This is a genomic window from Thermoclostridium stercorarium subsp. stercorarium DSM 8532, from assembly GCF_000331995.1.
GTDB lineage: Bacteria > Bacillota > Clostridia > DSM-8532 > DSM-8532 > Thermoclostridium > Thermoclostridium stercorarium.
Map to the genome: position 1 here is coordinate 1,379,102 of NC_020134.1, position 22,378 is coordinate 1,401,479.

21 protein-coding genes are annotated in these 22,378 nt (G+C 41.0%); 16 read left to right on the top strand and 5 right to left on the bottom strand.

The genetic code is table 11. The features are described from left to right. The first annotated feature begins 2 nt into the window (after positions 1–2). From CST_RS06000 to CST_RS06010, 3 genes are read left to right on the top strand one after another with little or no spacing between them, the layout of a single operon-like run. The gene (locus tag CST_RS06000) at positions 3–1,241 is read left to right on the top strand and encodes a hypothetical protein (RefSeq protein ID WP_015358947.1); all 1,239 of its coding nucleotides are present in this window, start codon (positions 3–5) and stop codon (positions 1,239–1,241) included. A 16-nt stretch (positions 1,242–1,257) separates the two neighbouring features. Next, positions 1,258–2,400: an S-layer homology domain-containing protein gene (locus CST_RS06005; protein WP_015358948.1), complete on the top strand. Its 1,143-nt coding sequence runs from the start codon at positions 1,258–1,260 to the stop codon at positions 2,398–2,400. A 28-nt stretch (positions 2,401–2,428) separates the two neighbouring features. Continuing rightward, entirely contained in the window at positions 2,429–4,414 is a 1,986-nt protein-coding gene (locus CST_RS06010; RefSeq protein WP_015358949.1) for a vWA domain-containing protein, read from the top strand. A 60-nt stretch (positions 4,415–4,474) separates the two neighbouring features. Here CST_RS06010 and CST_RS06015 read toward each other — a convergent pair whose 3' ends face one another. Beyond that, positions 4,475–5,536, bottom strand: coding sequence for a branched-chain amino acid aminotransferase (locus CST_RS06015; protein WP_015358950.1), 1,062 nt, complete (start codon positions 5,534–5,536; stop codon positions 4,475–4,477). Between the two features lie 157 nt (positions 5,537–5,693). On the opposite strand from CST_RS06015, the gene CST_RS06020 reads away from it, so the two are divergent. The 6 genes from CST_RS06020 to CST_RS06045 all read left to right on the top strand — a co-directional run bounded on the left by CST_RS06020 (position 5,694) and on the right by CST_RS06045 (position 10,130). Then, positions 5,694–6,191, top strand: coding sequence for a YqeG family HAD IIIA-type phosphatase (locus CST_RS06020; protein WP_015358951.1), 498 nt, complete (start codon positions 5,694–5,696; stop codon positions 6,189–6,191). 24 nt (positions 6,192–6,215) lie between these two features. Continuing rightward, positions 6,216–7,103, top strand: a complete 888-nt coding sequence (locus tag CST_RS06025; RefSeq protein ID WP_015358952.1) for a shikimate dehydrogenase family protein — start codon at positions 6,216–6,218, stop codon at positions 7,101–7,103. A 48-nt stretch (positions 7,104–7,151) separates the two neighbouring features. Further along, complete coding sequence (locus tag CST_RS06030) at positions 7,152–7,421, top strand: late competence development ComFB family protein (protein WP_015358953.1); 270 nt, start codon at positions 7,152–7,154, stop codon at positions 7,419–7,421. Between the two features lie 134 nt (positions 7,422–7,555). Beyond that, a complete protein-coding gene (locus CST_RS06035; protein ID WP_015358954.1) occupies positions 7,556–8,323 on the top strand; it encodes an ABC transporter ATP-binding protein in 768 nt (255 codons plus the stop codon). Then, positions 8,316–9,116 carry an ABC transporter permease gene (locus CST_RS06040; RefSeq protein WP_015484982.1) on the top strand — a complete coding sequence of 267 codons (801 nt, stop codon included), beginning with the start codon at positions 8,316–8,318 and terminating at the stop codon, positions 9,114–9,116. Before CST_RS06035 ends, CST_RS06040 begins: the two co-directional genes overlap by 8 nt. Positions 9,117–9,134: 18 nt before the next feature. Next, positions 9,135–10,130, top strand: coding sequence for an ABC transporter substrate-binding protein (locus CST_RS06045; protein ID WP_015358956.1), 996 nt, complete (start codon positions 9,135–9,137; stop codon positions 10,128–10,130). A gap of 64 nt (positions 10,131–10,194) precedes the next feature. Here the strand turns inward: CST_RS06045 and CST_RS06050 are convergent, their stop codons facing one another. Beyond that, the gene (locus tag CST_RS06050) at positions 10,195–10,797 is read right to left on the bottom strand and encodes a DUF445 domain-containing protein (protein WP_015358957.1); all 603 of its coding nucleotides are present in this window, start codon (positions 10,795–10,797) and stop codon (positions 10,195–10,197) included. Between the two features lie 250 nt (positions 10,798–11,047). Between CST_RS06050 and mnmL the strand changes: the two genes are divergently transcribed. The 6 genes from mnmL (at position 11,048) to CST_RS06080 (ending at position 19,428) form a co-directional block, all read left to right on the top strand. Beyond that, a complete protein-coding gene (gene mnmL / locus CST_RS06055; RefSeq protein WP_015358958.1) occupies positions 11,048–11,983 on the top strand; it encodes a tRNA modification radical SAM protein MnmL/YtqA in 936 nt (311 codons plus the stop codon). 63 nt (positions 11,984–12,046) lie between these two features. Continuing rightward, positions 12,047–13,375: a methylenetetrahydrofolate--tRNA-(uracil(54)-C(5))-methyltransferase (FADH(2)-oxidizing) TrmFO gene (trmFO, locus tag CST_RS06060; RefSeq protein WP_015358959.1), complete on the top strand. Its 1,329-nt coding sequence runs from the start codon at positions 12,047–12,049 to the stop codon at positions 13,373–13,375. A gap of 146 nt (positions 13,376–13,521) precedes the next feature. Beyond that, complete coding sequence (locus tag CST_RS06065; RefSeq protein WP_015358960.1) at positions 13,522–15,378, top strand: AAA family ATPase; 1,857 nt, start codon at positions 13,522–13,524, stop codon at positions 15,376–15,378. Positions 15,379–15,664: 286 nt separating this feature from the next. Beyond that, complete coding sequence (pta, locus tag CST_RS06070; RefSeq protein ID WP_015358961.1) at positions 15,665–16,657, top strand: phosphate acetyltransferase; 993 nt, start codon at positions 15,665–15,667, stop codon at positions 16,655–16,657. Positions 16,658–16,714: 57 nt separating this feature from the next. Further along, positions 16,715–17,911, top strand: a complete 1,197-nt coding sequence (locus CST_RS06075) for an acetate/propionate family kinase (protein WP_015358962.1) — start codon at positions 16,715–16,717, stop codon at positions 17,909–17,911. Between the two features lie 161 nt (positions 17,912–18,072). Continuing rightward, a complete protein-coding gene (locus CST_RS06080; RefSeq protein WP_015358963.1) occupies positions 18,073–19,428 on the top strand; it encodes an aspartate kinase in 1,356 nt (451 codons plus the stop codon). A gap of 180 nt (positions 19,429–19,608) precedes the next feature. Here CST_RS06080 and CST_RS06085 read toward each other — a convergent pair whose 3' ends face one another. Together CST_RS06085 and CST_RS06090 are read right to left on the bottom strand one after the other, a co-directional pair. Further along, the gene (locus tag CST_RS06085) at positions 19,609–19,836 is read right to left on the bottom strand and encodes a hypothetical protein (RefSeq protein ID WP_015358964.1); all 228 of its coding nucleotides are present in this window, start codon (positions 19,834–19,836) and stop codon (positions 19,609–19,611) included. A gap of 63 nt (positions 19,837–19,899) precedes the next feature. After that, positions 19,900–20,181 (bottom strand): hypothetical protein, encoded by a 282-nt coding sequence (locus CST_RS06090; RefSeq protein WP_242823599.1) that lies wholly within the window; start codon positions 20,179–20,181, stop codon positions 19,900–19,902. 253 nt (positions 20,182–20,434) lie between these two features. Here CST_RS06090 and CST_RS06095 point away from each other — a divergent pair, with 253 nt between their 5' ends. Further along, the gene (locus CST_RS06095; protein WP_015358908.1) at positions 20,435–21,655 is read left to right on the top strand and encodes an IS256-like element ISCth5 family transposase; all 1,221 of its coding nucleotides are present in this window, start codon (positions 20,435–20,437) and stop codon (positions 21,653–21,655) included. 29 nt (positions 21,656–21,684) lie between these two features. Here CST_RS06095 and CST_RS06100 read toward each other — a convergent pair whose 3' ends face one another. Further along, the gene (locus tag CST_RS06100) at positions 21,685–22,257 is read right to left on the bottom strand and encodes a hypothetical protein (protein ID WP_015358966.1); all 573 of its coding nucleotides are present in this window, start codon (positions 22,255–22,257) and stop codon (positions 21,685–21,687) included. Positions 22,258–22,378 lie beyond the last annotated feature (121 nt).

The window sequence follows — 22,378 nt, forward strand, 5'->3', positions numbered from 1 at the left end:
ATATGAAAAAATTAGGTATTGTCTTATTGATTGCTTCTGTTTTAATATTCGGGACAAGTTGCGGTGTTATGCAACCCGCTTCTGTTACCGTGAATGAAGGAGGAGTGGGAGAAAAGCCGGCTACGGCAACAATATCCGCTGATGACGACTTAAAGGCGAAGAAAGTTATTTCCGAATATTTTACCGCTTTATATGCCGATACATCTGTGGACAGCTACAATGAGTATTCAAGAACGGGCATAATTCCCGACAATATTCGGGGTTATATTGCCGACAAAACCATAAAAGAGGGGGATGGTAATCCGGAGGTAGGAATTCATCTTCCAAGATATGTTAGTGTAAACGGAATGACAATTATAGGGTATAATGTGGAAATTCTGAAGTCCGGAAACGGAGAGGATACTCCTAATATAGTGTCCGAGTTTGTTTCCAAAAACGGCGACAATTATCTCTACTTTACAAAGGTTTACTGCAAGGCGAAGGCAATACCCGATGACGTGTTTTCGTCGAGCTACCGGAAGAATGAAGACAATACTTATACGAAAATGAGAGATATTGGGCCGGAAAATATTGATCTAATGAGAGTGGAAATAAGGTACGACGTTGAACTGACGAAAAGCGACGTTGGTTTCAGCATCCTCAGAGCCACAGAATCAAACATAAAGCCGGGCATGAAAAACAGGCTGTTTGTATTTAATAATGACAATATTACAAGGCTTTCCTATCTCGACCTGACCAAAAATGATGACGGCAGCTACAGGAATCCTTCCGACGGAGAAATCTACGAAACCGAAAAAGCAGTTGTTACAAAGTTTTTTTCAAGGTTTACCGAACTTGACCGGGAAAGAATGAATTTGCTGTCTTACAGATGGAAGCAGGGAACAAAACAGGTATCCGAGTTCCTGAACGTTCTTGGTGTTACAACTGACGAAGAAGGAGTCAAATTAATAGAATTAAACGATAATTACGGCGAAAATTATCCGCTAAACTCTTTCCCGCTCAGAAACAACATGGAGAGAATTGTGGAAATCAAAAACTTTACCGTTACTCCGCATCCTGCTTATTCGGATAAAATAAAACTTTACTACGTGAATTTCGATGCCACTGTTCAAAGGACAAACGGCATAACCGACGAATATTTTACATATCGTTACGACTATATCGTGTCTCTTGCAAAGGCCGAAAATTCGGTTTATATTGAGAAATTCAGACTGAATGAGTATTATAATGTTTCAAATTAAAAAGAGGTGATTAAGCGTGTCCAGGTTTAAGAAAATCATTGTGTCAGCAATAGCGGGCATGGTGTTTTTTGCAACAGTTAATGTAAATGCATTGGCACAGGCATCTACCGATACAAAGAGCCAACCAAGCCACTGGGCTGAAGAGGAAATTTCCGAGGCCATTGCTAAAGGCCTTGTTCCGGAAGAACTTCAGACAAATTACCAGAGCAATATAAAAAGATACGAATATGTTCTGCTGGCTTTGAAAGTGTTTGATAAAACAGGAAAGCAGGTCAATACCGAAAATGAAAAACCCTTTAATGATGTTTTGAATCATAAATACGAGCAGGAAATTGTCAGGGCATATAATGCCGGCATTATAAAAGGCGACGGAAAAGGTAATTTCTTTCCGGATAATTATATAACAAGGCAGGAGATAGCCTCTTTGGTTGTTAATTTGCTGATGCGTATTTCGCCTGAAAAGGATTTTTCCGTAAAAAACAGCTATGAATACAGTGATGAATCTGAAATAAGCGACTGGGCAAAATACTATATTGATTACTGTTTTGAAAACAAGATTCTCACCGGTTACGGCAACAATGTTATAGATCCGAAGGGCAATGCCACCATTGAACAATCCATTGCGCTGCTTTACAGACTTGCCAAAAATGAAGGGATCATTGACGAACAGGCCGAAGAGTCTGAAAAAGTGGAAGGAATTCGCGGACCGGTAAAGATTGAGGAGCTGAGCCAGGAAAGAATAGAAGCTTTTGTCGGCGAATACAATGCCGAAACATTCGATATAATCAAAAAAACAGCCGAAAATGAGAATGTAGAAATAACAAGTTTCTGGGACAAGAGCGCGACGCTGCTCGTTAAGGAAAATACCATATCCCTGAACAGCCCGGATTTTGAGAAAAATATTTTTGCCCTTGTTCATGACATAAATGACGAACTCTTTCTTGAAACATTTAAGAAACTCATAAAGGCCAACTTCATCAACGGCGAAAAAGGAGTTACGCTGTTAGAGCAGCATTTGAATGAGATGAAGAGAGGGGAACTTGTTGATGTATATGAAGAAATAAGCGAAAATGAAAGATTTGTTATTGAATCGCTGAAGGACGATGTTGACAACAGTGTAAGTTACCTGATGGCTTTTATCCAAAAGAAGATGAAATAAAAAATTAGAATGAAAGGAGATGATAACAATGCTTTCAGGTAAGAAAAAAGTATTTTCAAAAATTATGGTATTCGCTGTTGTGCTTACATTGTTGTTGGGGTTATGGACAAGCTCTGCAGCTGGCGCGGTAACACTTGAACCCAATACCAAAGCCGTCCTTGAGCTTTCAAGGGAAATCAGCAGATCAAAAATACTTTTGGATGAAGAAATCACCGTTACTTACCGGATAAAGCCCAATCCGATACCGGCAACGGCGGTGAGGCAGCCTCAAAGAGAAATATATCTTGTTATAGACACTTCCGGAAGTATGAATTTTAACCTGGCGGGTCAGACAATTCAGGCAAGAAGCAGAGAAAAATCGAGGCTGGATATTGTAAAGGAAGCCGCGCTGAAATTTCTTGACAACCTCAGTGGCAAAAGCGGAGTTAAGGTGGGGCTTATTACCTATGACGATGTAGCCAGAATAGTGCAATCTCTTACAACCAATCTCAATTCGGTGAAATCCAGAGTTAACGCTCTTGAGGCTAACGGCGGAACCAACATCGGTGACGGTTTAAGACGCGCCTATTACAGATTAACGGACACAAGAAGCACTAACGAAAATCCGATAGAAAAATACCTTATTCTTTTGACCGACGGTGAACCGACATACCACAGCACTTACAGAACGTATCCGTATAATTTCTATTTTGAGGACGGAAATGCTCCTCATTTCAGGGGCGGCGGAAGCTATGCATGGCCTGAGGACAAACAATACTGCTATGATGTGGCCGAAAGGTTTATAAAACAAAGCGGTATAAAATCGTACATGATTGCATTTACCGAAGGTTCAAATGCAAATGTGCTGAGTGAAGTGGCAACAAAGGCCGGAGGCGTATATAAGCGGGCTGTTACTTCCGATGCCCTTGACAGGGTTTATGAAGAAATTTACCTGGATATAGTGACTGATTTCAGTGTTGAAGATGTTTCATTCGAAGAAACGTTCCCTGCCGGCGTAGAGATTGTCTCGGTTCCTGCGGGATTTACGGTTAACGGACAGAAAGTAAAAGGCAGCCTCGGCAACATTAATTATACATACAATTCCTCTTCCAGGCTTTACGAGGCAAACCCGATTGAGTTTACAATCAGGCTTAAGGGGAGCGTAAGCGGAAATTATACGCTCAATTCGGCAAAAATTTCGTATAAGGACATTGATAATAATACCGAAACAAAGAATTTCGAGAATAAAACAATTGAAGTAATAGCATTGCAGGCACCAATCCGTGTTGACAGGACCATAAACGGCGATGAATTTCTTATGGACGAGGAAATTGTTGTAAACTACACCGTAACGCCGGAAGAATTCAGTATTGATCCCGGTTTGGTACCCCCGAGCGAGCTTATTGTAAAGAACGTCAGTTTTTCGGAGGAATTCCCCGAAGGTCTGCAGGTTGTATCGGTATCAACAGATGCGTTAAACGTAGCTGCGGGTAAAGTAACAGGAAATTTAGGAGACATAGTTTACAGATATGACAGCACAAGCAGAAAATATAAGGCATCGCCCGTAAACTTCAGTATCATCTTAAAGGGAACAATAGGTGAATATATTATAGGTGAAGGCAACTCTTCAAAGGTAAGCTACTTTGACCTGGACAAGGTAACAAAGGAAAAGAGTTTCCCTGAACTGAACGCCAGAGTGGTAAAATTCGGGCAGCCCGGACTTGAAGTTGTAAATATTGTGAAAAAAGGCGAAGTTGTTGATGTTACGCTGAAAATAACCTTGCCCAAACGTACGCGGTACGGTGAGCTGAGAATACCGGTTATTAATGATGACGGAAGTCTGGGTAAGGTCAGAAGCAGCGACACGCTTATCACGACGGTAGGCGGAAGTTCTGATGTGACTGTAACCGAGCATACAATCAGGAATTTGTCTATCTATAAAACCCACAGGGCGTGGCTGTTTGCCGAAAGCGTTTCGGGCGAAACCAGTGAAACCGATGTCATTACCATCTTTGAGGGTGTAAATGTTAACTGAACGTGTTGACTGAACAAATTAAAAAGGCAGGTCGCATGACCTGCCTTGTAATATGTTTAACTACACTTTTTCAATCCAGCCAAACTCATCGGGGAGTTTTCCGTACTGAATGCCGGTGAGCGTGTCGTACAGGCGCTGGGAGATAGGCCCTGTTTTTCCGTTGTTTATTGTTATAACATTGCCGTTCCAGCACAATTCACCCACAGGCGAAATAACCGCAGCAGTACCTGTTCCGAATACTTCTTTCAGAAGACCTTTTTCGTGGGCTTCATAAACTTCCTGAATGGAAATTCTGCGTTCATTCATGTTATATCCCCAGTGTCTGAGAAGTTCAATACAGGATTTTCTTGTTATACCCGGCAGAATGCTCCCGCTAAGTTCAGGCGTAACAATCTCGTCGCCGATTATAAAGAATACGTTCATTGTTCCGACTTCTTCTATGTATTTTTTCTCTACGCCGTCAAGCCAAAGGACCTGAGTATAGCCTTTTTCATTGGCTTCAACCTGAGCTTTAAGGCTTGCGGCATAGTTGGCGGATGCTTTGATTTCACCGAGGCCGCCTCTGACCGCACGGACATAGTTGGGCTCAACGTAGATTTTGACCGGATTAATTCCCTCTTTGTAATAAGCTCCGACGGGACCGGTTATTATAACAAAGCTGTACGTCGTTGAAGGCCTTACGCCTATGTGGGGTTCGGTTGCGAAGATAAACGGGCGGATATACAATGATGTTCCGTCTCCTTCGGGGATCCAGTCCCTGTCAACATCGACCAGTTTTTTGATAGCCGTCAGGGCAAATTCTTCGTCAACCGTGGGTATGCAAAGACGCCTGCATGATGCGTTTAACCTTTTGATATTTTCGCGGGGTCTGAAGAGATTTACGTGCCCGTCCTTGGTTTTATAAGCCTTTAAGCCTTCAAAGATGCTTTGAGCGTAATGAAGTGTCATTGTGGAGGGATCTATACTGAGGTTCTGATAGGGTACGATGCGTGCGTTATGCCAGCCTTTGTCGGGAGAATAATCGCATATGAACATATGATCCGAAAATACTTTCCCGAAAACCAGTTGGTCAGTGCCGGGCTTCTGTTTCGGCGTTTTCGTTCGTTCAACAGAAATAGTCATATGTTACACACTCCTTTTATGTATTCGTAAAGGCTTAACCATATTAAATTATGCTTTCCTGTTTCACAGTATTTTATCACAATAAATAATGCACTGTAAACTAAATTGTTGCGCGGGAACGGGAAGTTTGGTATCATAAACCGGAAGGAGGATGGTAATGGGCAAAGGGCTAAAGCCGGATTTGTACATTAAGTCAGTATTCGATCTTGACGTTAATTGGCTGAAAGAGCGTGGAATCAAAGGAGTTTTACTGGATATAGACAATACCCTTGTAACCCATAAACAAAAAATTCCCGACGAGAAAGTAGTGGAATTGATAAAGCGTTTTCAGGAAAACGGCATTAAAGCTGCAATTGTGTCCAATGCCAGGAAGAAAAGGGTTGCGGTATTTAATGAAAAATTAGGCCTGTACGCGAAACACCGGGCGTTCAAGCCGTCAAACAGAGGATTTCTGAAAGCCATGTCTGACCTTAACCTCGCTCCGGAAGAAACCGCCGTAATCGGAGATCAGCTGTTTACCGATATACGGGGCGGAAATAGGATTGGGCTTACAACAATTCTCGTTGATCCGCTGGACAAAAATGAACCCGCTACAGTCAGAATAAAAAGAATTTTTGAAAAACTTTTTCTTAAAAGAAAACCATGGCATGATTAGCAATGGTTTTTCCGGAGGAATAGTATGGCAAGAATTAAAGTTGACGGGAACACATCCATATACGCACTGGCAGGAAAATATATAAGTTTTTCTCCTGTTCCCGAATTCTTTAATCAGATAAGCAGTTTCACAGGTTACAATTCGGTTATGATTCCTGTCAGTACCGAGCGTTACGGAATAAAACCAATTCTTGACTCATTAATAAAAACAAACTGCAGAGGTGTTTTGATTGATACGCCTCACCGCTGCGAGCTGAATGATTGGCTGACGTCTGTTTCCGATGAAGCAAATAATTGCGGTGCGGTCAATATTGTGAGGATTGAAGAAGACGGAAGTATTCACGGTCATAATACCGAGATTTCGGCTTTCAGAAGGGCATTTCCGAAAATAACCAGCGAAGAGTTAAGAGAAAAAAAGATTTTTATCTTCGGTACAGGAGGCATAGCGCGGGCGGTAGCCTTTGCATGCGCTCTTGAAAAGTGCGCGGGAATTACAATAGCAAATCATAACCCGCATAAAGCCCGGCAGCTTTGCGCGCTGCTGAACGATAAATTCGGCAACATTGCCATGGCTGCCGATTTTAACGCTCCTGAAACCATACATGGCTTTTATAATGCCGATATCATAATCCAGGCAACTTCGGTTGGCATGTTTCCCAAGTTTGACGTTCAACCCCTTCCAGAGCATTTTAATTTTATGTCTCATCACATTGTTTTCGATACGATATATAATCCCCCTCAGACAAAGCTTATGTACATGGCCGAAAAAAGAGGCTGCAGGGTATATAACGGCATGGATATCATGTTTTACAACTGTTTTGAGGCTTTCCGGTGGTGGACCGGTATAAAGGTTGATGAGGAAAATGAAAAAAAATTATTTAATATTTGGAAAGACCTGATTTATAATATATAGTAACATAAAACAGACAGGCTTTCTGCTGCCTGGGAAGGGGGTCATAACATGGAACTTAAAAATTATATGGAAGAAATTGTATTCAATTTCATTGATGATGTTTTAAAAGATATTGACATGTGCAAATGTGATATCTGTAAGCTTGACGTTGCGGCTAAAGCATTGAATGAATTACCCCCGCAGTATTTTGTGACAGAAAAGGGCGAGGTCTATTCCAAGATCAATAATTTGAGGCTGCAGTTTGAGGTTGATGTTATTTCGGCCATCACCAGGGCGGCTGAGGTGGTAAGAAAGAAACCAAGGCATGATATAAAATAATGATAAGGCTGAATGACATTTATAGCCTTCCTGAAGTCAGGAAGGCTTTTATTATGCCCGTTGTGGTCTGACGTAAGTAACCCGGAAAAAACATAATGCATATACTGTCAGTGTATCAGAATGGGGGGATTTGGTTGGTAGCGGCCGTAGCTGTTGAAAACATTTCAAAACGATATCATACCGTTGACGGCGAAATATCTGCTCTGGAGAATGTTTCCCTTGAAGTTTCGGAGGGCGAGTTTGTAGGAATAGTCGGTCCAAGCGGTTGCGGAAAGTCAACCCTTTTATCTATAATTGCTGGTTTAATAAAACCTTCATCCGGACAAGTATATGTGTTCGGCGAAAAAGTAACCGGGGTTAACCCCAGAATAGGTTATATGCTGCAACGGGACAGTCTGTTTGAATGGCGTACCATTTATAAAAACGTGATCCTGGGGCTGGAAATTCAAAATCAGGTAACACCTGAAAGAATTAGGCATGTGGAGTATTTGCTTGAAAAATACGGCTTGATAAATTTCAGAAATCACCATCCGTCTCAGCTTTCCGGGGGAATGAGGCAAAGGGCGGCACTAATACGAACACTGGCGGTGAACCCCGATATTCTTTTACTGGATGAAGCGTTTTCTGCGCTGGATTATCAGACAAGACTGGCAGTTAATGACGACATCTATAAAATTATCAAAAAAGAAGGCAAAACGGCTATAATGGTTACCCATGATATTTCGGAAGCGATAAGTATGTCAGAACGTCTTTACGTTATGTCAAAAAGACCGGGAACAATAAAAATGGTGATTGATGTCAAGTTTGACATGGAAAACAGAACGCCGCTTTCTTCAAGGGAGGCTCCTGAATTCAGGAAGTATTTCAACATGGTATGGAAGGAGCTGGATGTACATGTATAGTCATGAATCTGCCGAGCAAAAGGAATTTTTACGTAAGCTGAGGGCAAAGAAGCGGATTATTGCGGCACTCAGAGTTTTGCTGCTGGTATTTATTATTGCGTCATGGGAGGCGGTTACAAGGCTTAACTGGCTTGATCCGTTTATTTTCAGCAGTCCGAGCAGGATTGTTAAAACCTTTATCCGCCTTTATAACGAAGGAACTTTGTTTTCCCATGTTTTCACCACGCTTTGGGAAACGGTTGTGGGATTTTTGCTGGGAACGGTTCTGGGTATAGTTATTGCTATCGTGTTGTGGCTTTCCGAAACATGTTCGCGGGTACTGGAACCGTATCTTGTGGTTCTGAATGCCCTTCCCAAAATAGCGCTTGGACCTGTTTTTATCGTATGGATGGGAGCCGGACCGGTTGCGATAATAACCGTGGCGGTTACCGTATCTTTAATAGTGACGGTCCTGGAAGTATATACCGGTTTCCTTGAGACAGATTCCGAAAAAATAAGGCTTGTTCAGAGTTTCGGAGCAAATAGGAAACAGATTCTTACAAAAGTGGTTTTGCCTTCGTCATTCCCTGTTATGATGAATGCATTGAAAGTAAACGTGGGAATGTCATGGGTAGGAGTAATTGTCGGCGAATTTCTCGTTTCAAGGGCAGGACTGGGATATTTGATTGTTTACGGCGGGCAGGTTTTTCAGCTTGACCTGGTTATGACCAGTGTTTTAATCCTTTCAGTGCTGGCAGCTCTTATGTATTTCGGCGTCCAGCTTCTTGGTAAATGGATATCTGCAAAATATTAACACGGAAGGTGATGTGTAATGAAAATTATGCGTTGTCTTGTTTTGCTTTCAATGGTCACAATGCTGATTTTATCGGGCTGTGGTACGAAAGAAGTTAAGGAAATTACGTTAAACGAAGTCACTCATTCGATATTTTACGCACCGCAGTATGTGGCGATAAACAAGGGATTTTTTGAGGAAGAAGGTCTGAAAATCACACTTGTAAACGGTGCAGGTGCGGACAAGGTTATGACTGCCGTGCTGTCTGGCCAGGCAGATATCGGTTTTTCCGGGCCTGAAGCCTGCATCTATGTATACAACGAAGGAAAGGAAGACTATGCGGTGGTTTTCGCTCAGCTTACTAAAAGAGACGGTTCGTTCCTTGTGGCAAGAGAACCGATGCCTGACTTCAAATGGGATGACGTAAGAGGCAAAATGATAATAGGCGGAAGAAAAGGGGGCGTACCGTTGATGACCCTTGAGTATGTATTGAAACAGCATAATATAATTCCCGGGAAAGACGTGGAAATAGATACTTCGGTTCAGTTTGCACTTATGGGCGGAGCATTCTTGTCGGGAATGGGGGATTTTGTTACGCTGTTTGAACCCGTAGCATCCAGCTTTGAAAAAGAAGGCACCGGGTACATAGTGGCGTCTATGGGTGAAGCAAGCGGCGAGATCCCGTATACGGCCTATTACGCGAAAAAGAGCTATATTGAAAAAAATCCGGAAATTATACAGGCATTTACAAATGCAATTTATAAGGCTCAACTGTGGATTGAAAGAAGCTCGGACAGGGAAGTGGCCGAAGCCATAGCGGAATCATTTCCCGATACCAATCTGGAACTGCTTGAGACAGTTGTAAGAAGGTACAAGGAACAGGATACATGGAACAAAACACCGGTTATGAAGGAAGAAGCCTTTAACCGTTTGCAGGAAGTAATGAAAGAAGCAGGAGAACTTGCTGAATTTGCGCCGTTTGACAAACTGGTGGATAATTCATTCGCGGAAAATGCAGTGAAAACCATAAAATAATTAAGTTTTTTTACCAGTCCGTAAAAATCACCTTTCTTAACTTGCAGAAAGGTGATTTTTTTACTTAAAACAAAAGAGCAACCGTCCCCTGAATAAGGCCTATAATAAAACCCAAAACACCACCGAGATATTCGATATGTTTAAGTTCCTTATTTACCACGCTCAGTACAATGGATTCAAACGTAACAAGATCCAAAGCATTTATTTTTTCAGTAACCATTTCGGATATGGTTATTTTCTCCGCGGCATGCCTTACAATGTTGTTTATCATTTCGCGTATATAGCGGTCGCCGTCCTTTTCCATAAAGTCTTCAAGGTGTTTTTTTACGGTCCTGTCGGTGAAACCATGCAAAAAGCCCGGAAGTTTGTCCTTCAATATGTTAATTACATTTGTTACGATGGCTTCCTTAAGATAGTTTATATCTTTTTCGGATACCAGTTTGTTTATGATCTCCTCCGGCGATAAAAGCTGTTTTTCTATTACATTTCCGATTGATACGGCAAGTTCGGGTTTTCGCGCAGGTATTACCCCCTGGATCTTGTAGCCGAACAAAAGTTTCACCGGTTTAAACGGCCTGAATAGTAGCTTTATTGCGATATAATTTGTTATCCATCCTATGAAACCTCCTATAACTGCCAACATCAAAAGCTTTGTTACGTATTCCATATATCCTCCGTTTATTATGCTAAAATGTTATTTATCAATATTAACACAATTTAGTTTTGTTTAACAGCCGAAAGCGCCAAATACCGGCTTTATATTTTTTAATACGGTGACTTTAAATAAAAAGTTACTAAACCACCGTATCTTATGATATATTAAATATGTTCCCGAATATGGACCGGAACAACAAAAGGCTGAGCCTGAGTAATTTGTGACAGGACATGAATTTTACCGGATTATAAAGGGTTGTGAAATGCTGTATTATAAATTTTCGGACTATCTTGTGAAAAAGTATAATGAAAAAGTTTATAAAATTCCTGTGAACATTCCGGTTACCTGTCCGAACAGGGACGGTTTACTGGGCGGCAAAGGATGTATTTTCTGCGGCGAAGAGGGGGCAGGCTTTGAGACCCTTGAACCTGCCCGGTCGGTAAAGGAACAGTTGAGTAAAAATATAGAATATATAGGCAAGAGATACAAGGCCAGAAAATATATAGCCTATTTTCAGAACTATTCAAATACGTATCTACCGGTAAGTGATTTTGGTTTTTATGTTGAAGAGGCAATACGACCAGATGTGGTTGCAATTTACATTTCAACAAGACCCGACTGTTTAAATGACGAATACTTTGAAGTGATGCGTGAAATAAAGGAAAAATACCGGGTGGACATCGTTGTGGAAATAGGGCTGCAGACCGTTAATTACCATACGTTAAAAATCCTGAACCGTGGTCATGGTCTTGCCGAGTTTATAGACAGCGTGATAAGGTCAAAAAAATACGGCATTGAAACCTGTGCGCATATGATAGTCGATCTTCCGATGGATGATATGGACGACGTTGTGGAAAGTGCCAGGATCCTCTCCGCCGTAGGCGTGAATCAGGTAAAATGCCATTCTCTTTATATTTTGAAGAACACAGTACTGGGAGATTTATACCTGAAGGGTGAAATCAAGCCGGTAACAATGGATGAGTATATTGAAAGGATAGTAACGTTTCTTGAGTATCTTTCGCCGGATATTGTGATTCAGCGTCTGATTGGCCGTGCTCCCAGTGAAAGAAGCCTGTTCTGCAACTGGGACACAAGCTGGTGGAAAATTGTTGACCGGATAGAGGAAAAAATGCAACTGGAAAACAGATATCAGGGGAAAAAGTTTAATTACTTAAACGGCCTTGTTTGTTTAAAATAATTAATCACTGTTTTGTCACGACTGAAAAAAGTCAGATATTTCAGGAAAGGAACGGGTTGTTACGTGGAACAGGTAATAAATGTTATCGGTGCCGGGCTTGCGGGTTGTGAAGCAGCCTGGCAGATTGCAAAACGGGGCGGGTATGTGCGCATTTATGAAATGAAACCTCATAAGAAAACCCCGGCCCATCATCTTGACACTTTCGCAGAGCTGGTGTGCTCAAACTCGTTAAAATCGAACCAGCTGGAAAATGCTGCAGGGCTTTTGAAGGAAGAGCTGAGAAGAATGGGTTCGCTGATAATGGAATGTGCGGACAGCAATGCAGTGCCTGCAGGCGGTGCTCTGGCTGTGGACAGGGAAGACTTTTCAAGGTGTGTAACTGAGAAAATCAAAAATCATCCGAATATAGAAGTTATAGAGCAGGAATGTTCAAAAATCGATGACGAAAATATAACAATAATTGCGACAGGTCCCCTGACTTCCGAGGCTTTAATCGCTGAGATAGCCAGAATTACCGGCGATGGTTTCCTGTCTTTTTTTGATGCTGCGGCTCCGATTGTAAAAGCCGACAGCATAAATATGGAAAAGGCTTTTATCGCATCCCGGTATGACAGGGGTGAGGCGGACTATATAAACTGCCCAATGACGAAAGAAGAATATGCTGCATTTTATGAAGCGCTGATTAATGCTGAAAAGGCAGAGGTGAAAGATTTTGAGAAACATCTTGTATTCGAGGGCTGCATGCCCATTGAAGTCATGGCGGAAAGAGGCCCTGACACTCTTAGGTTTGGGCCTTTGAAACCGGTCGGCCTTACCGATCCGAGAACCGGCAAAATGCCCTATGCAGTGGTACAGCTCAGAAGAGACAATAAAGAAGGAACGCTATATAATATGGTGGGCTTTCAGACGCGCCTGAAATGGGGGGAGCAGAAGAGAGTGTTTTCAATGATTCCGGGGCTGGAGAACGCTGAATTTGTAAGATACGGAGTAATGCACCGCAATACGTTTATTAATTCCCCCCGGCTGCTGTTGCCGTCTTACCGAATGAAAAAAAGAAGAAATCTTTTCTTCGCAGGTCAGATCACCGGGGTGGAAGGATATGTGGAATCCACCGCTTCAGGACTGGTTGCCGGAATCAACGCGTTCAGGCTTTTAAAAGGCATGGATGAGATATATTTTCCGAAATCAACCGCTCTTGGCGCGTTGGCTCATTATATTTCCACATCTTCTGTCGGCACTTTCCAGCCGATGAATATAAACTTCGGGCTGATTGAGGATTTAAAACCCACAGATTCGGACGGTAAGCCTTTAAAGATAAAGGACAAACGGCTTAAAAACCGGATGATATCCGAAAGGGCATTAAGGGTTATAGAAAGCATGAAAGATATCTGAGAGGAAAAGGAATGGAAGATTTTATAGCTTTGGCCCGGTTAATTAAAGATACGAAGTTTGTGAAATGCCGTGAACAGTTTAAACAGACATTATATCAAAGAAAGAAGTTATGAGTACCTTCCTGAAAGTAAACGGGGTGTGAGTTTATGGACAATAAAAACCGATTCTTAAGCAGCGTATACTATGACCTTTACCATAGAAAACCTTCCCGAATTTCCGAAAACAATGCTACGGACAGTAATTCCGTTTCGGGAAATTCGCCTGAGCAGGAGCTTAAGTCGATAATAGATGACTTCTACAGAAAAGAAGGGTTTGAAAAAAGCGAAAACAACGAAACAACCCCATTCAAACCCGAGGAAATCCGGGCAGAAATAGAAAAACTTGTAGGTCTTACAAATGTAAAGGAAGACATTGAAGCGCTGATGGATTTTGTAAAAGTGCAGAAATTAAGAAGGGAACATGGTTTAAGCGGAAGCAGCATTTCCCTGCACACCGCTTTCTTGGGCAATCCGGGTACCGGAAAAACAACGGTTGCAAGGCTTATGGGAGAATATTTTAAAGCACTGGGGGTTCTTAAAAAAGGGCATATTGTTGAAGTTACACGTGCGGATTTGGTTGCGGAGTATGTAGGAGGTACTGCGGTCAAAACAAATAAAGTGATAGACAAAGCCATTGACGGTATTCTTTTCATTGACGAAGCCTATTCGCTTGCCGAAGGAGGGGAAAATGATTTCGGAAAGGAAGCGATAAACATTCTTGTTGACCGTATGGAAAAAGAACGGGATCGCCTTGCGGTTTTTCTTGCAGGTTATACCGACAGAATGGAAGCGTTTCTGAAATCCAATCCCGGTCTTTCGTCCAGGGTATCCAGAAAATTTTATTTTAAGGATTATACGGGTCCCGAGCTTTTACAGATTTTCGAAATGCTTCTCGAAAAAAATCAATATACGATGGACGGAGAATGTCTCCGTAAAATGGAACAGTATTTTAACTACCTGTACGAAACGCGGGACGAACATTTCGGCAACGGGCGTGCGGTCCGCAATACACTGGAAAAATTAATAAAGGCTCAGTCCGACAGGCTCGCCGAAGAAAAAGACGTTACCGTCGAAATGCTTAAAACCATTACGATGGAAGATATCGAAAAGGCGCTCCGGGTAAAGGAGATAACTGTAACGTCGGACAAACTTGAATCTATATTGCAAGAGCTTGATGAATTTGTTGGTTTAAAAAACATTAAGGGACACATAAAAACATTGGTGAATTTAATCAGGACAAATCAGAAAAGGGAAGAACTGGGGCTGCCGGTTAAACCTATGTCCTATCACGCCATTTTCTGCGGATCACCCGGTACAGGCAAAACCTCTATAGCGAGGATCCTGGGAAGAATTTATCAAAGCCTTGGAATATTAAAGAAAGGCCATGTTATTGAAGTGGACAGAAGCGGGCTAGTGGCAGGGTATGTAGGGCAGACCGAGGAAAAGACTAATAAAGTCCTGGATCAGGCAATGGACGGCATTCTGTTTATTGACGAGGCTTATGCCCTTGTGGGCGGGCCGAATGATTTCGGACGTCACGCCATAGACACAATACTCAAACGTATGGATGACTGCAGGGACAGACTGGTGGTCATAGCCGCAGGATATACCGACAGGATGAAGACCTTTATAAATTCAAATCCGGGGCTAAAGGACCGTTTCAGTTGGGTGTTCGAATTTGAAGACTACAACGCAGAGGAACTTTTTGAGATATTCTTAAGTTTTGCCAGAAAACAGCAGTATGTTTTGGACGAAGAAGCCGAAAAGCAGCTGAAGAAACATTTTGAGGCACTAACGGATATAAAGCCTGAACACTTCGGAAACGGAAGGTATGTAAGAAATCTGTTCGAAAAAATTGTTATTGAGCAGTCAAATCGGATAGGTCAGAAGATTGACAGCATGAAAAAGGAAGATTTGTCCACAATAACCGCGGAAGATGTGTCAAATGCTCTGCTGCTTATGTAATAATCATTATTTTTAGTATATTATTGTCACATTTTTAATTTTTACTTGTATACAAAAAACATTTGCGTTATAATTGTAATGGCTTTAAAATGGCTCAGTTTGGCTTATTGAAAAAGCAATAAAAGCCCGTTTTTATTTTTGGGTTTATGTAAATAATAAAATCAAGACAGATTATAAACCTGCCGATGTAATCGGGGGTTAAAAAATAAAAATACCAAAATGCAACATGGACCGTTAAAAACTTAACTAAGTTTACCGGTTCAGAGGGAAAGGGAAGGATGCAAAGATGAGTGATTTCTTAGCGAGAATATCAGCGCGCGCAAAGGCCGACAAAAAGACGATTGTTCTGCCGGAAAGCACTGATATTCGTACACTTAAGGCTACAGCAATGATTCTTGAACAGGGAATTGCAAATATTATTCTTGTCGGTGATCGTGACAAAATAATGGAATTGGCCGGGGATCTGGATATATCCGGTGCTACTATTGTAAATCCTGCAACATCTGAAAAATTTGATGATTATGTAAATACTTTTTACGAATTGAGAAAACACAAAGGAATGACTCTTGAAAAAGCAAGGGAAATAATGAAAGATGAGTTGTACTGGGGAGCAATGATGGTAAAGAAAGGCGATGCCGACGGTATGGTTGCGGGAGCGGCTCATTCAACCGCCGACACTTTGAGGCCGGCTCTTCAGATTATAAAAACAGCTCCCGGAACAAAACTGGTATCGGCTTTCTTTATTATGGTTGTTCCCAATTGTGAGTATGGTGAGAACGGAACTTTCCTGTATGCAGACAGTGGTCTGGTTGAAAATCCTGATGCCGATCAGTTGTCCGAAATTGCCATATCATCAGCAAAATCCTTCAGACAGCTTGTTCAGGCAGAGCCAAGAGTGGCAATGCTGTCATATTCCAGTTACGGAAGTGCCAAAAGTGAACTGACCGAAAAGGTGGTTGAAGCAACGCGCCTTGCAAAGGAAAAGGCACCGGAGTTGTTGCTGGACGGTGAATTGCAGGTAGATGCGGCTATAATTCCTGCAATTGCAAAAACTAAGGCACCGGGAAGCCCGCTTCAGGGAAGAGCCAATACATTGATTTTCCCTGACCTTAACAGCGGTAATATAGCATATAAGCTGACACAGAGACTGGCAAAGGCAGAAGCCTACGGACCGATTACGCAGGGTCTTGCAAAACCCGTTAACGATCTTTCGAGAGGATGTTCTGCAGAAGATATTGTTGGTGTCGTAGCCATTACATGCGTTCAGGCGCAGGGATAAATTAAACCGAAAATCGCACAAGAGTTGAGTTAAAAAGGAATTTTGGGGGTTAAATCAATGAAAATATTGGTTATAAACTCAGGGAGTTCTTCGTTGAAATATCAGTTATTTGATATGGAAAAAGAACAGGTGCTGGCAAAAGGAGTATGTGACAGAATTGGAATTCCGAATTCTTTCATTAGGCATATATACAATGGCAATGAATTCAGAAAAGAAGTGGAATTAAAGGATCATAACGATGCCATCAGAGAAGTACTTAATGCCTTGACCGATAAGGAACACGGCGTGATTAAGAGCATGGATGAAATTACGTCGGTCGGACACCGTGTTGTTCACGGCGGAGAGAAATTCTACAGGTCGGTTATAATCGACGACGAAGTTCTGAAAACAATTGAGGAATGCATTGAACTTGCACCGCTGCATAATGGTCCGAACATGATCGGTATAAAAGCGTGCATGAAACTGATGCCTAATACTCCGATGGTGGCCGTGTTTGATACCGCTTTCCACCAGACCATGCCCAAAAAGGCATATATGTATGCTTTGCCTTATTCGTTGTATGAGAAAAACGGAATCCGCCGTTATGGTTTTCACGGCACATCGCATAAGTATGTGGCTGAAAGGGCCGCGGCGTTGCTCAACAGGCCTATCGAAGAATTAAAGATTGTAACATGCCACCTTGGAAACGGGTCCAGTATTTGCGCCGTCAAAAACGGTAAATCGGTGGATACCAGCATGGGGTATACACCGCTTGCAGGCGTTCCTATGGGAACACGCAGCGGCGATATAGATCCCGCAATTCTTATTTCACTTATCGAAAGGGATAAATACGATTCTACAATGCTTAACGAACTATTAAACAAGAAATCGGGTGTACTTGGAATTTCAGGCATAAGCAGCGATTTCAGGGATCTGGATGAAGCCGCTGAAAAAGGCGACGAAAAAGCGGAACTTGCTCTTGAAATTTTCGCATACCAGGTTAAGAAATATATCGGCGCATATGCTGCCGCTATGGGCGGGATAGACGTTCTTGTTTTCACCGCCGGAATTGGTGAAAACAATCCCGGTATGAGAAAAAGAATAGTGTCCGGTCTTGAGTTCCTTGGAATTGAAATTGATGACGAAAAGAACATGCAAAAAGGAGAGGAAAGAGATATAAGTACCCCTCATGCAAAAGTGAAAACATTTGTAATTCCTACCAATGAAGAACTTGCCATTGCAAGAGAAACGATGAGATTAGTAAGCAGTAATTAAAATTATTGACATTGACATAATTAACATGTAATTTTATAAGGTGAAGAGATAAAGCTCTTCACCTTTAATTTTTATAAAAAGGATCTTTCACTGGCGTTTTAAGGCACGGCTTTATCACGTCAGGAATATTTTATATATATAAATGATGATGGAGGTTTCCGATGAAGGTTTGTAAATTTGGAGGGACATCGCTTGCGTCGGCCGAGCAGGTGAAAAAGGTTTTCGACATTGTCACGTCGGATCCGGAACGCCGGGTGGTAGTTGTTTCCGCTCCGGGAAAAGAGAATGATGCGGACACGAAAGTCACCGATATGCTCATAAAAATGGCAGAAAAATACATTAATACCGGCAATTGCGAAGAAGAATTGCGCGCTGTTGTGAACAGGTTTGCCAAAATAGCGGAAGGGCTGAACTTAGGTGTTGAAATAATAAAGGATATTGAAAACAACTTAAGAACAAGGATATCTTTAGGGTATGACAGCAAGGAAAAATTTATTGACAGAATTAAAGCCGCAGGCGAAGACAATTGTGCACGGCTGGTAGCGAAGTACTTTAACAGCCGTGGGGTTTATGCCCAGTACATAAATCCAAAGGATGCAGGCCTGTATTTAAGCGATGAATACGGCAACGCCAGAGTTTTACCCCAGTCGTACAAGAATTTGGCTAAGCTTAAGGACATGGAGGGAATTCTGATTTTCCCCGGATTTTTCGGATATTCTCTTTCAGGCGAAGTGGTTACGTTCCCAAGAGGAGGTTCGGATATAACGGGAGCAATCCTTGCAGTTGCCGTTGAGGCTGACGTGTATGAGAATTTTACCGATGTGGATTCGGTTTTTGCTGCAAACCCGAAAATAGTAGAAAATCCAAAGCCCATTCCGATACTGACATACCGCGAAATGCGCGAGCTTTCGTATGCGGGTTTCTCGGTGCTGCATGAAGAAACACTTGCTCCGCTTGTCAAGAAAGGAATTCCGGTAAATATAAGAAATACCAACAAACCTGAGGCTCCCGGCACAATGATAGTAACCACGAGGGAGGTCAAAGACTATCCCGTTGTGGGTATTGCCGGGGCGGGTGGATTTGTGACTATAAATATTCATAAATATATGATGAACCGGGAAATCGGTTTTGGAAGAAAAGTGATGTGGATTCTTGAAGAGGAAGCGGTTCCTTTTGAACACATTCCGTCAGGTATTGACGATATTTCGATTATTATTAAGAAACAATATCTGGACGAAGACAAGAAATCACGAATTATGGAACGTATTGCCCATGATTTGGCGGTAGACAGTGTCAGCATAGGTTATAATCTTGCCCTTGTAATGATAGTAGGCGAAGGAATGCTCCGGCGTGTGGGCGTGGCAAGCAGGGCAACCACTGCGCTCGCAAAAAGCGGAATAAACATTCAGATGATTAACCAGGGTTCCTCTGAAGTAAGTATTATGTTCGGAATTGAAGAAAAAGACCTCGATAAGGCAATAATAGCGCTTTATAATGAATTTTTCGAAAAGGATTGACTTTTTAACGTCAATCCTTTTTGTATCTACAGATGTAGAGATACAGGCATTATACCGTCATAAGTATTAACCCGCCGAACTCTGCCACACCATAGACGGTGTTTTCATTTTCAGCGCGCAGTATGCCTTTTGCAAAAAACAACTGCATTGTTCAAAACGAAACAAAAGGCAATGCGGATTTTATATTAAATTTAAAAGTTTTTTTGCGCGCTCAATTGAAATGTGAATTCTGTCATATTTTTTTACACTTTCGGGCACATGGACTTCCACCGGCCTTAACGGTAAATCCTTTCTGCTGGCAATTTTTTTCAGATCCTCAAGTGTTAACTTGTCTTTACATTCCTTAAGCTTTTTAGATTCTTCAAATTTATATACATACGGAAGTTTTTTATTTAATTTATATTTCACTACTCTCACCCACACCACATTATGAAAACTTATTTTATTTCTTAATACATTATATCAATCTGTTCAGTTATTTTGCAACACATCCAGTAAGTCATCAGTAAATTTTGTCAGTAAATTACATATAATATTTTTTTCAGCCCCTACGATAATGGGGTTATGTGATTCCAGTAAAATATATACCGGTTTTCCGTCGTTAATAAGTTCCAGCTTGTAGCAAAACGGTATAAAAAGGTAATAGTTTTTATCTATTTGTGTGCTGTATAATTCCCAGTGATTTAACTGATATTTTATAATGTCTATTTCTCTGCTTTTTAATTTGAATTCCTTTAATATATTATTGTCCAAATTCGGTAAAACAAAAACTTTAACTTTTTCGTTAAGGTTAGAAAAGTATTCCGTTAACAAAATTTGGTACTCTATATCTTTTAAAATAAATCCGTCTCTGATTAATTTGTCTTTTACCTTTACACAATATTCGTTATAGTCTTAAGTAGTGGTGTAAATTTCGTGGAAGCTAATTGACAAAAGTAACCACGATATGATTTCTACTTTATTAGGGAAACAAAACAAAAACAAATAAAGTAGAGGAGGTCATACCGTGGCTACTAATAATAGAATGGCACTTTTAGAACAACTTAGCAAGTATGTTGTTGAAAAAGATAAAGATTTTTTAAAAGAAGCATTAACATTACTCATTAATGCCCTAATGGATGCGGAAGTTACATCAATAATAGGTGCTGAAAAGTATGAAAGAAATGATAGTAGAAACAACTATCGCAATGGATATCGCCTAAGAGAATGGGATACTCGAGTAGGAACATTACAGTTAAGCATTCCCAAGTTACGTCACGGAAGTTATTTTCCAAGTCTTTTAGAACCGAGGAAAATGTCAGAGAAAGCATTATTGAATGTAGTTCAGGAAGCCTATGTTCATGGAGTAAGTACCAGGAAGGTGGATGAACTTGTAGAAGCTCTTGGAATGAAAGGGATTGATAAAAGCGAAGTATCAAGAATCAGTAAGCAACTGGATGAATTTGTAGAAGAATTTAAAAACCGTAGACTGGAAGGAGAATATCCTTACCTTTGGCTTGATGCCACTTTCCCCAAGGTTCGGGAAGGAGGCAGGGTATGCAGTATGGCACTAGTTATAGCAGTAGGAGTTAATCAACAAGGTGAACGGGAAATATTAGGTTTTGATGTAGGGATGAGTGAAGACGGGGCTTTTTGGGAGGAGTTTTTAAGAAGGCTGGTAGCAAGGGGTCTAAAAGGTGTAAGGCTTGTAATCAGTGATGCACATGAAGGGCTGAAGGCTGCAATAAAGAAGATTTTAACGGGAAGTGCATGGCAAAGATGCCGTGTACATTTTATGAGAAATGTATTAAGCCAGGTACCAAAGCATTATCAGGGGATGGTATCATCGATAATACGGACAATATTTGCCCAGAATGATCAGGAATCTGCGAGGGAACAGTTAAGGCATGTAGTAGATGAGCTTAAAAATCGTTTTCCAAAAGCAATGAAAATTCTTGAAGAAGCAGAAGAAGAAATCCTGGCATATATGGCTTTTCCTCGTGAGCATTGGGCACAGATACACTCTACCAATCCGCTGGAGAGACTTAACCGTGAAATTCGCCGTCGAACGGATGTTGTTTGCATATTTCCAAATCGTGAGGCGGTAATCCGATTGGTAGGAGCAATGCTCATGGAACAAAATGATGAATGGAAAGTAGGGCGGCGTTATTTCAGTTTGGAATCAATGTCAAAGATTACATCGATAAATGAATTTACATTGACGCCAGTAGCTTTATTACATAAATGAGGTGAAAAAATGATAAAGTAGAAATCATTTTACACCACTTGACAAGACACTATCCAATATTCACTCATTTTGGACAGCATTTTGTTTTCTATGTTGAATTTTTCCAGTAAATATTTAACATTCTTTACCTGATTGTTGATTTCTTCATTATATTTTTCCTTCAACAAGGATATTTTTGCATTTCCTAACGAAATTTGCAAAATTGAAATATGTAAGTTAGAAAATATAAAAACATATATTACATATGCAGCAACGAGAAAAAATATACATGTGGAAATTGTGGCGTTCAGGTTCAGAATTCCGCCATCACCCTGCCATATCCTGAACTTATCAATTTCAGAGGAAATATACATTATAAAAAAATATGTCTGCACAAAATACATCTTCCAAACAAACTTATCCTTATCCTTCGCATTAAAATAATTTACATGGGTGTATACCAGAAGGACGAAACCTATTATGTAGAAAATCCAGTATTCAAAAATAAATTTTCTTTGTCTTTTTACAAAGAGGGGCTTTACTGAAGCAAAGACAGGAAACAGGTAAAAAAGCGCCTGAAAAAGAATTTGTTTGACTTTATTAAAATTTGTTTTTGCTTCCACATATATGCCTCCTTGTAAATAAAATACAATCGCTTACCATAATTATAAATTATAAAATATCAGCTTTCAAATTTATTGCTTGGTAAGGTAATAATTTCCGACGGTGCCATTCGGTTAGATT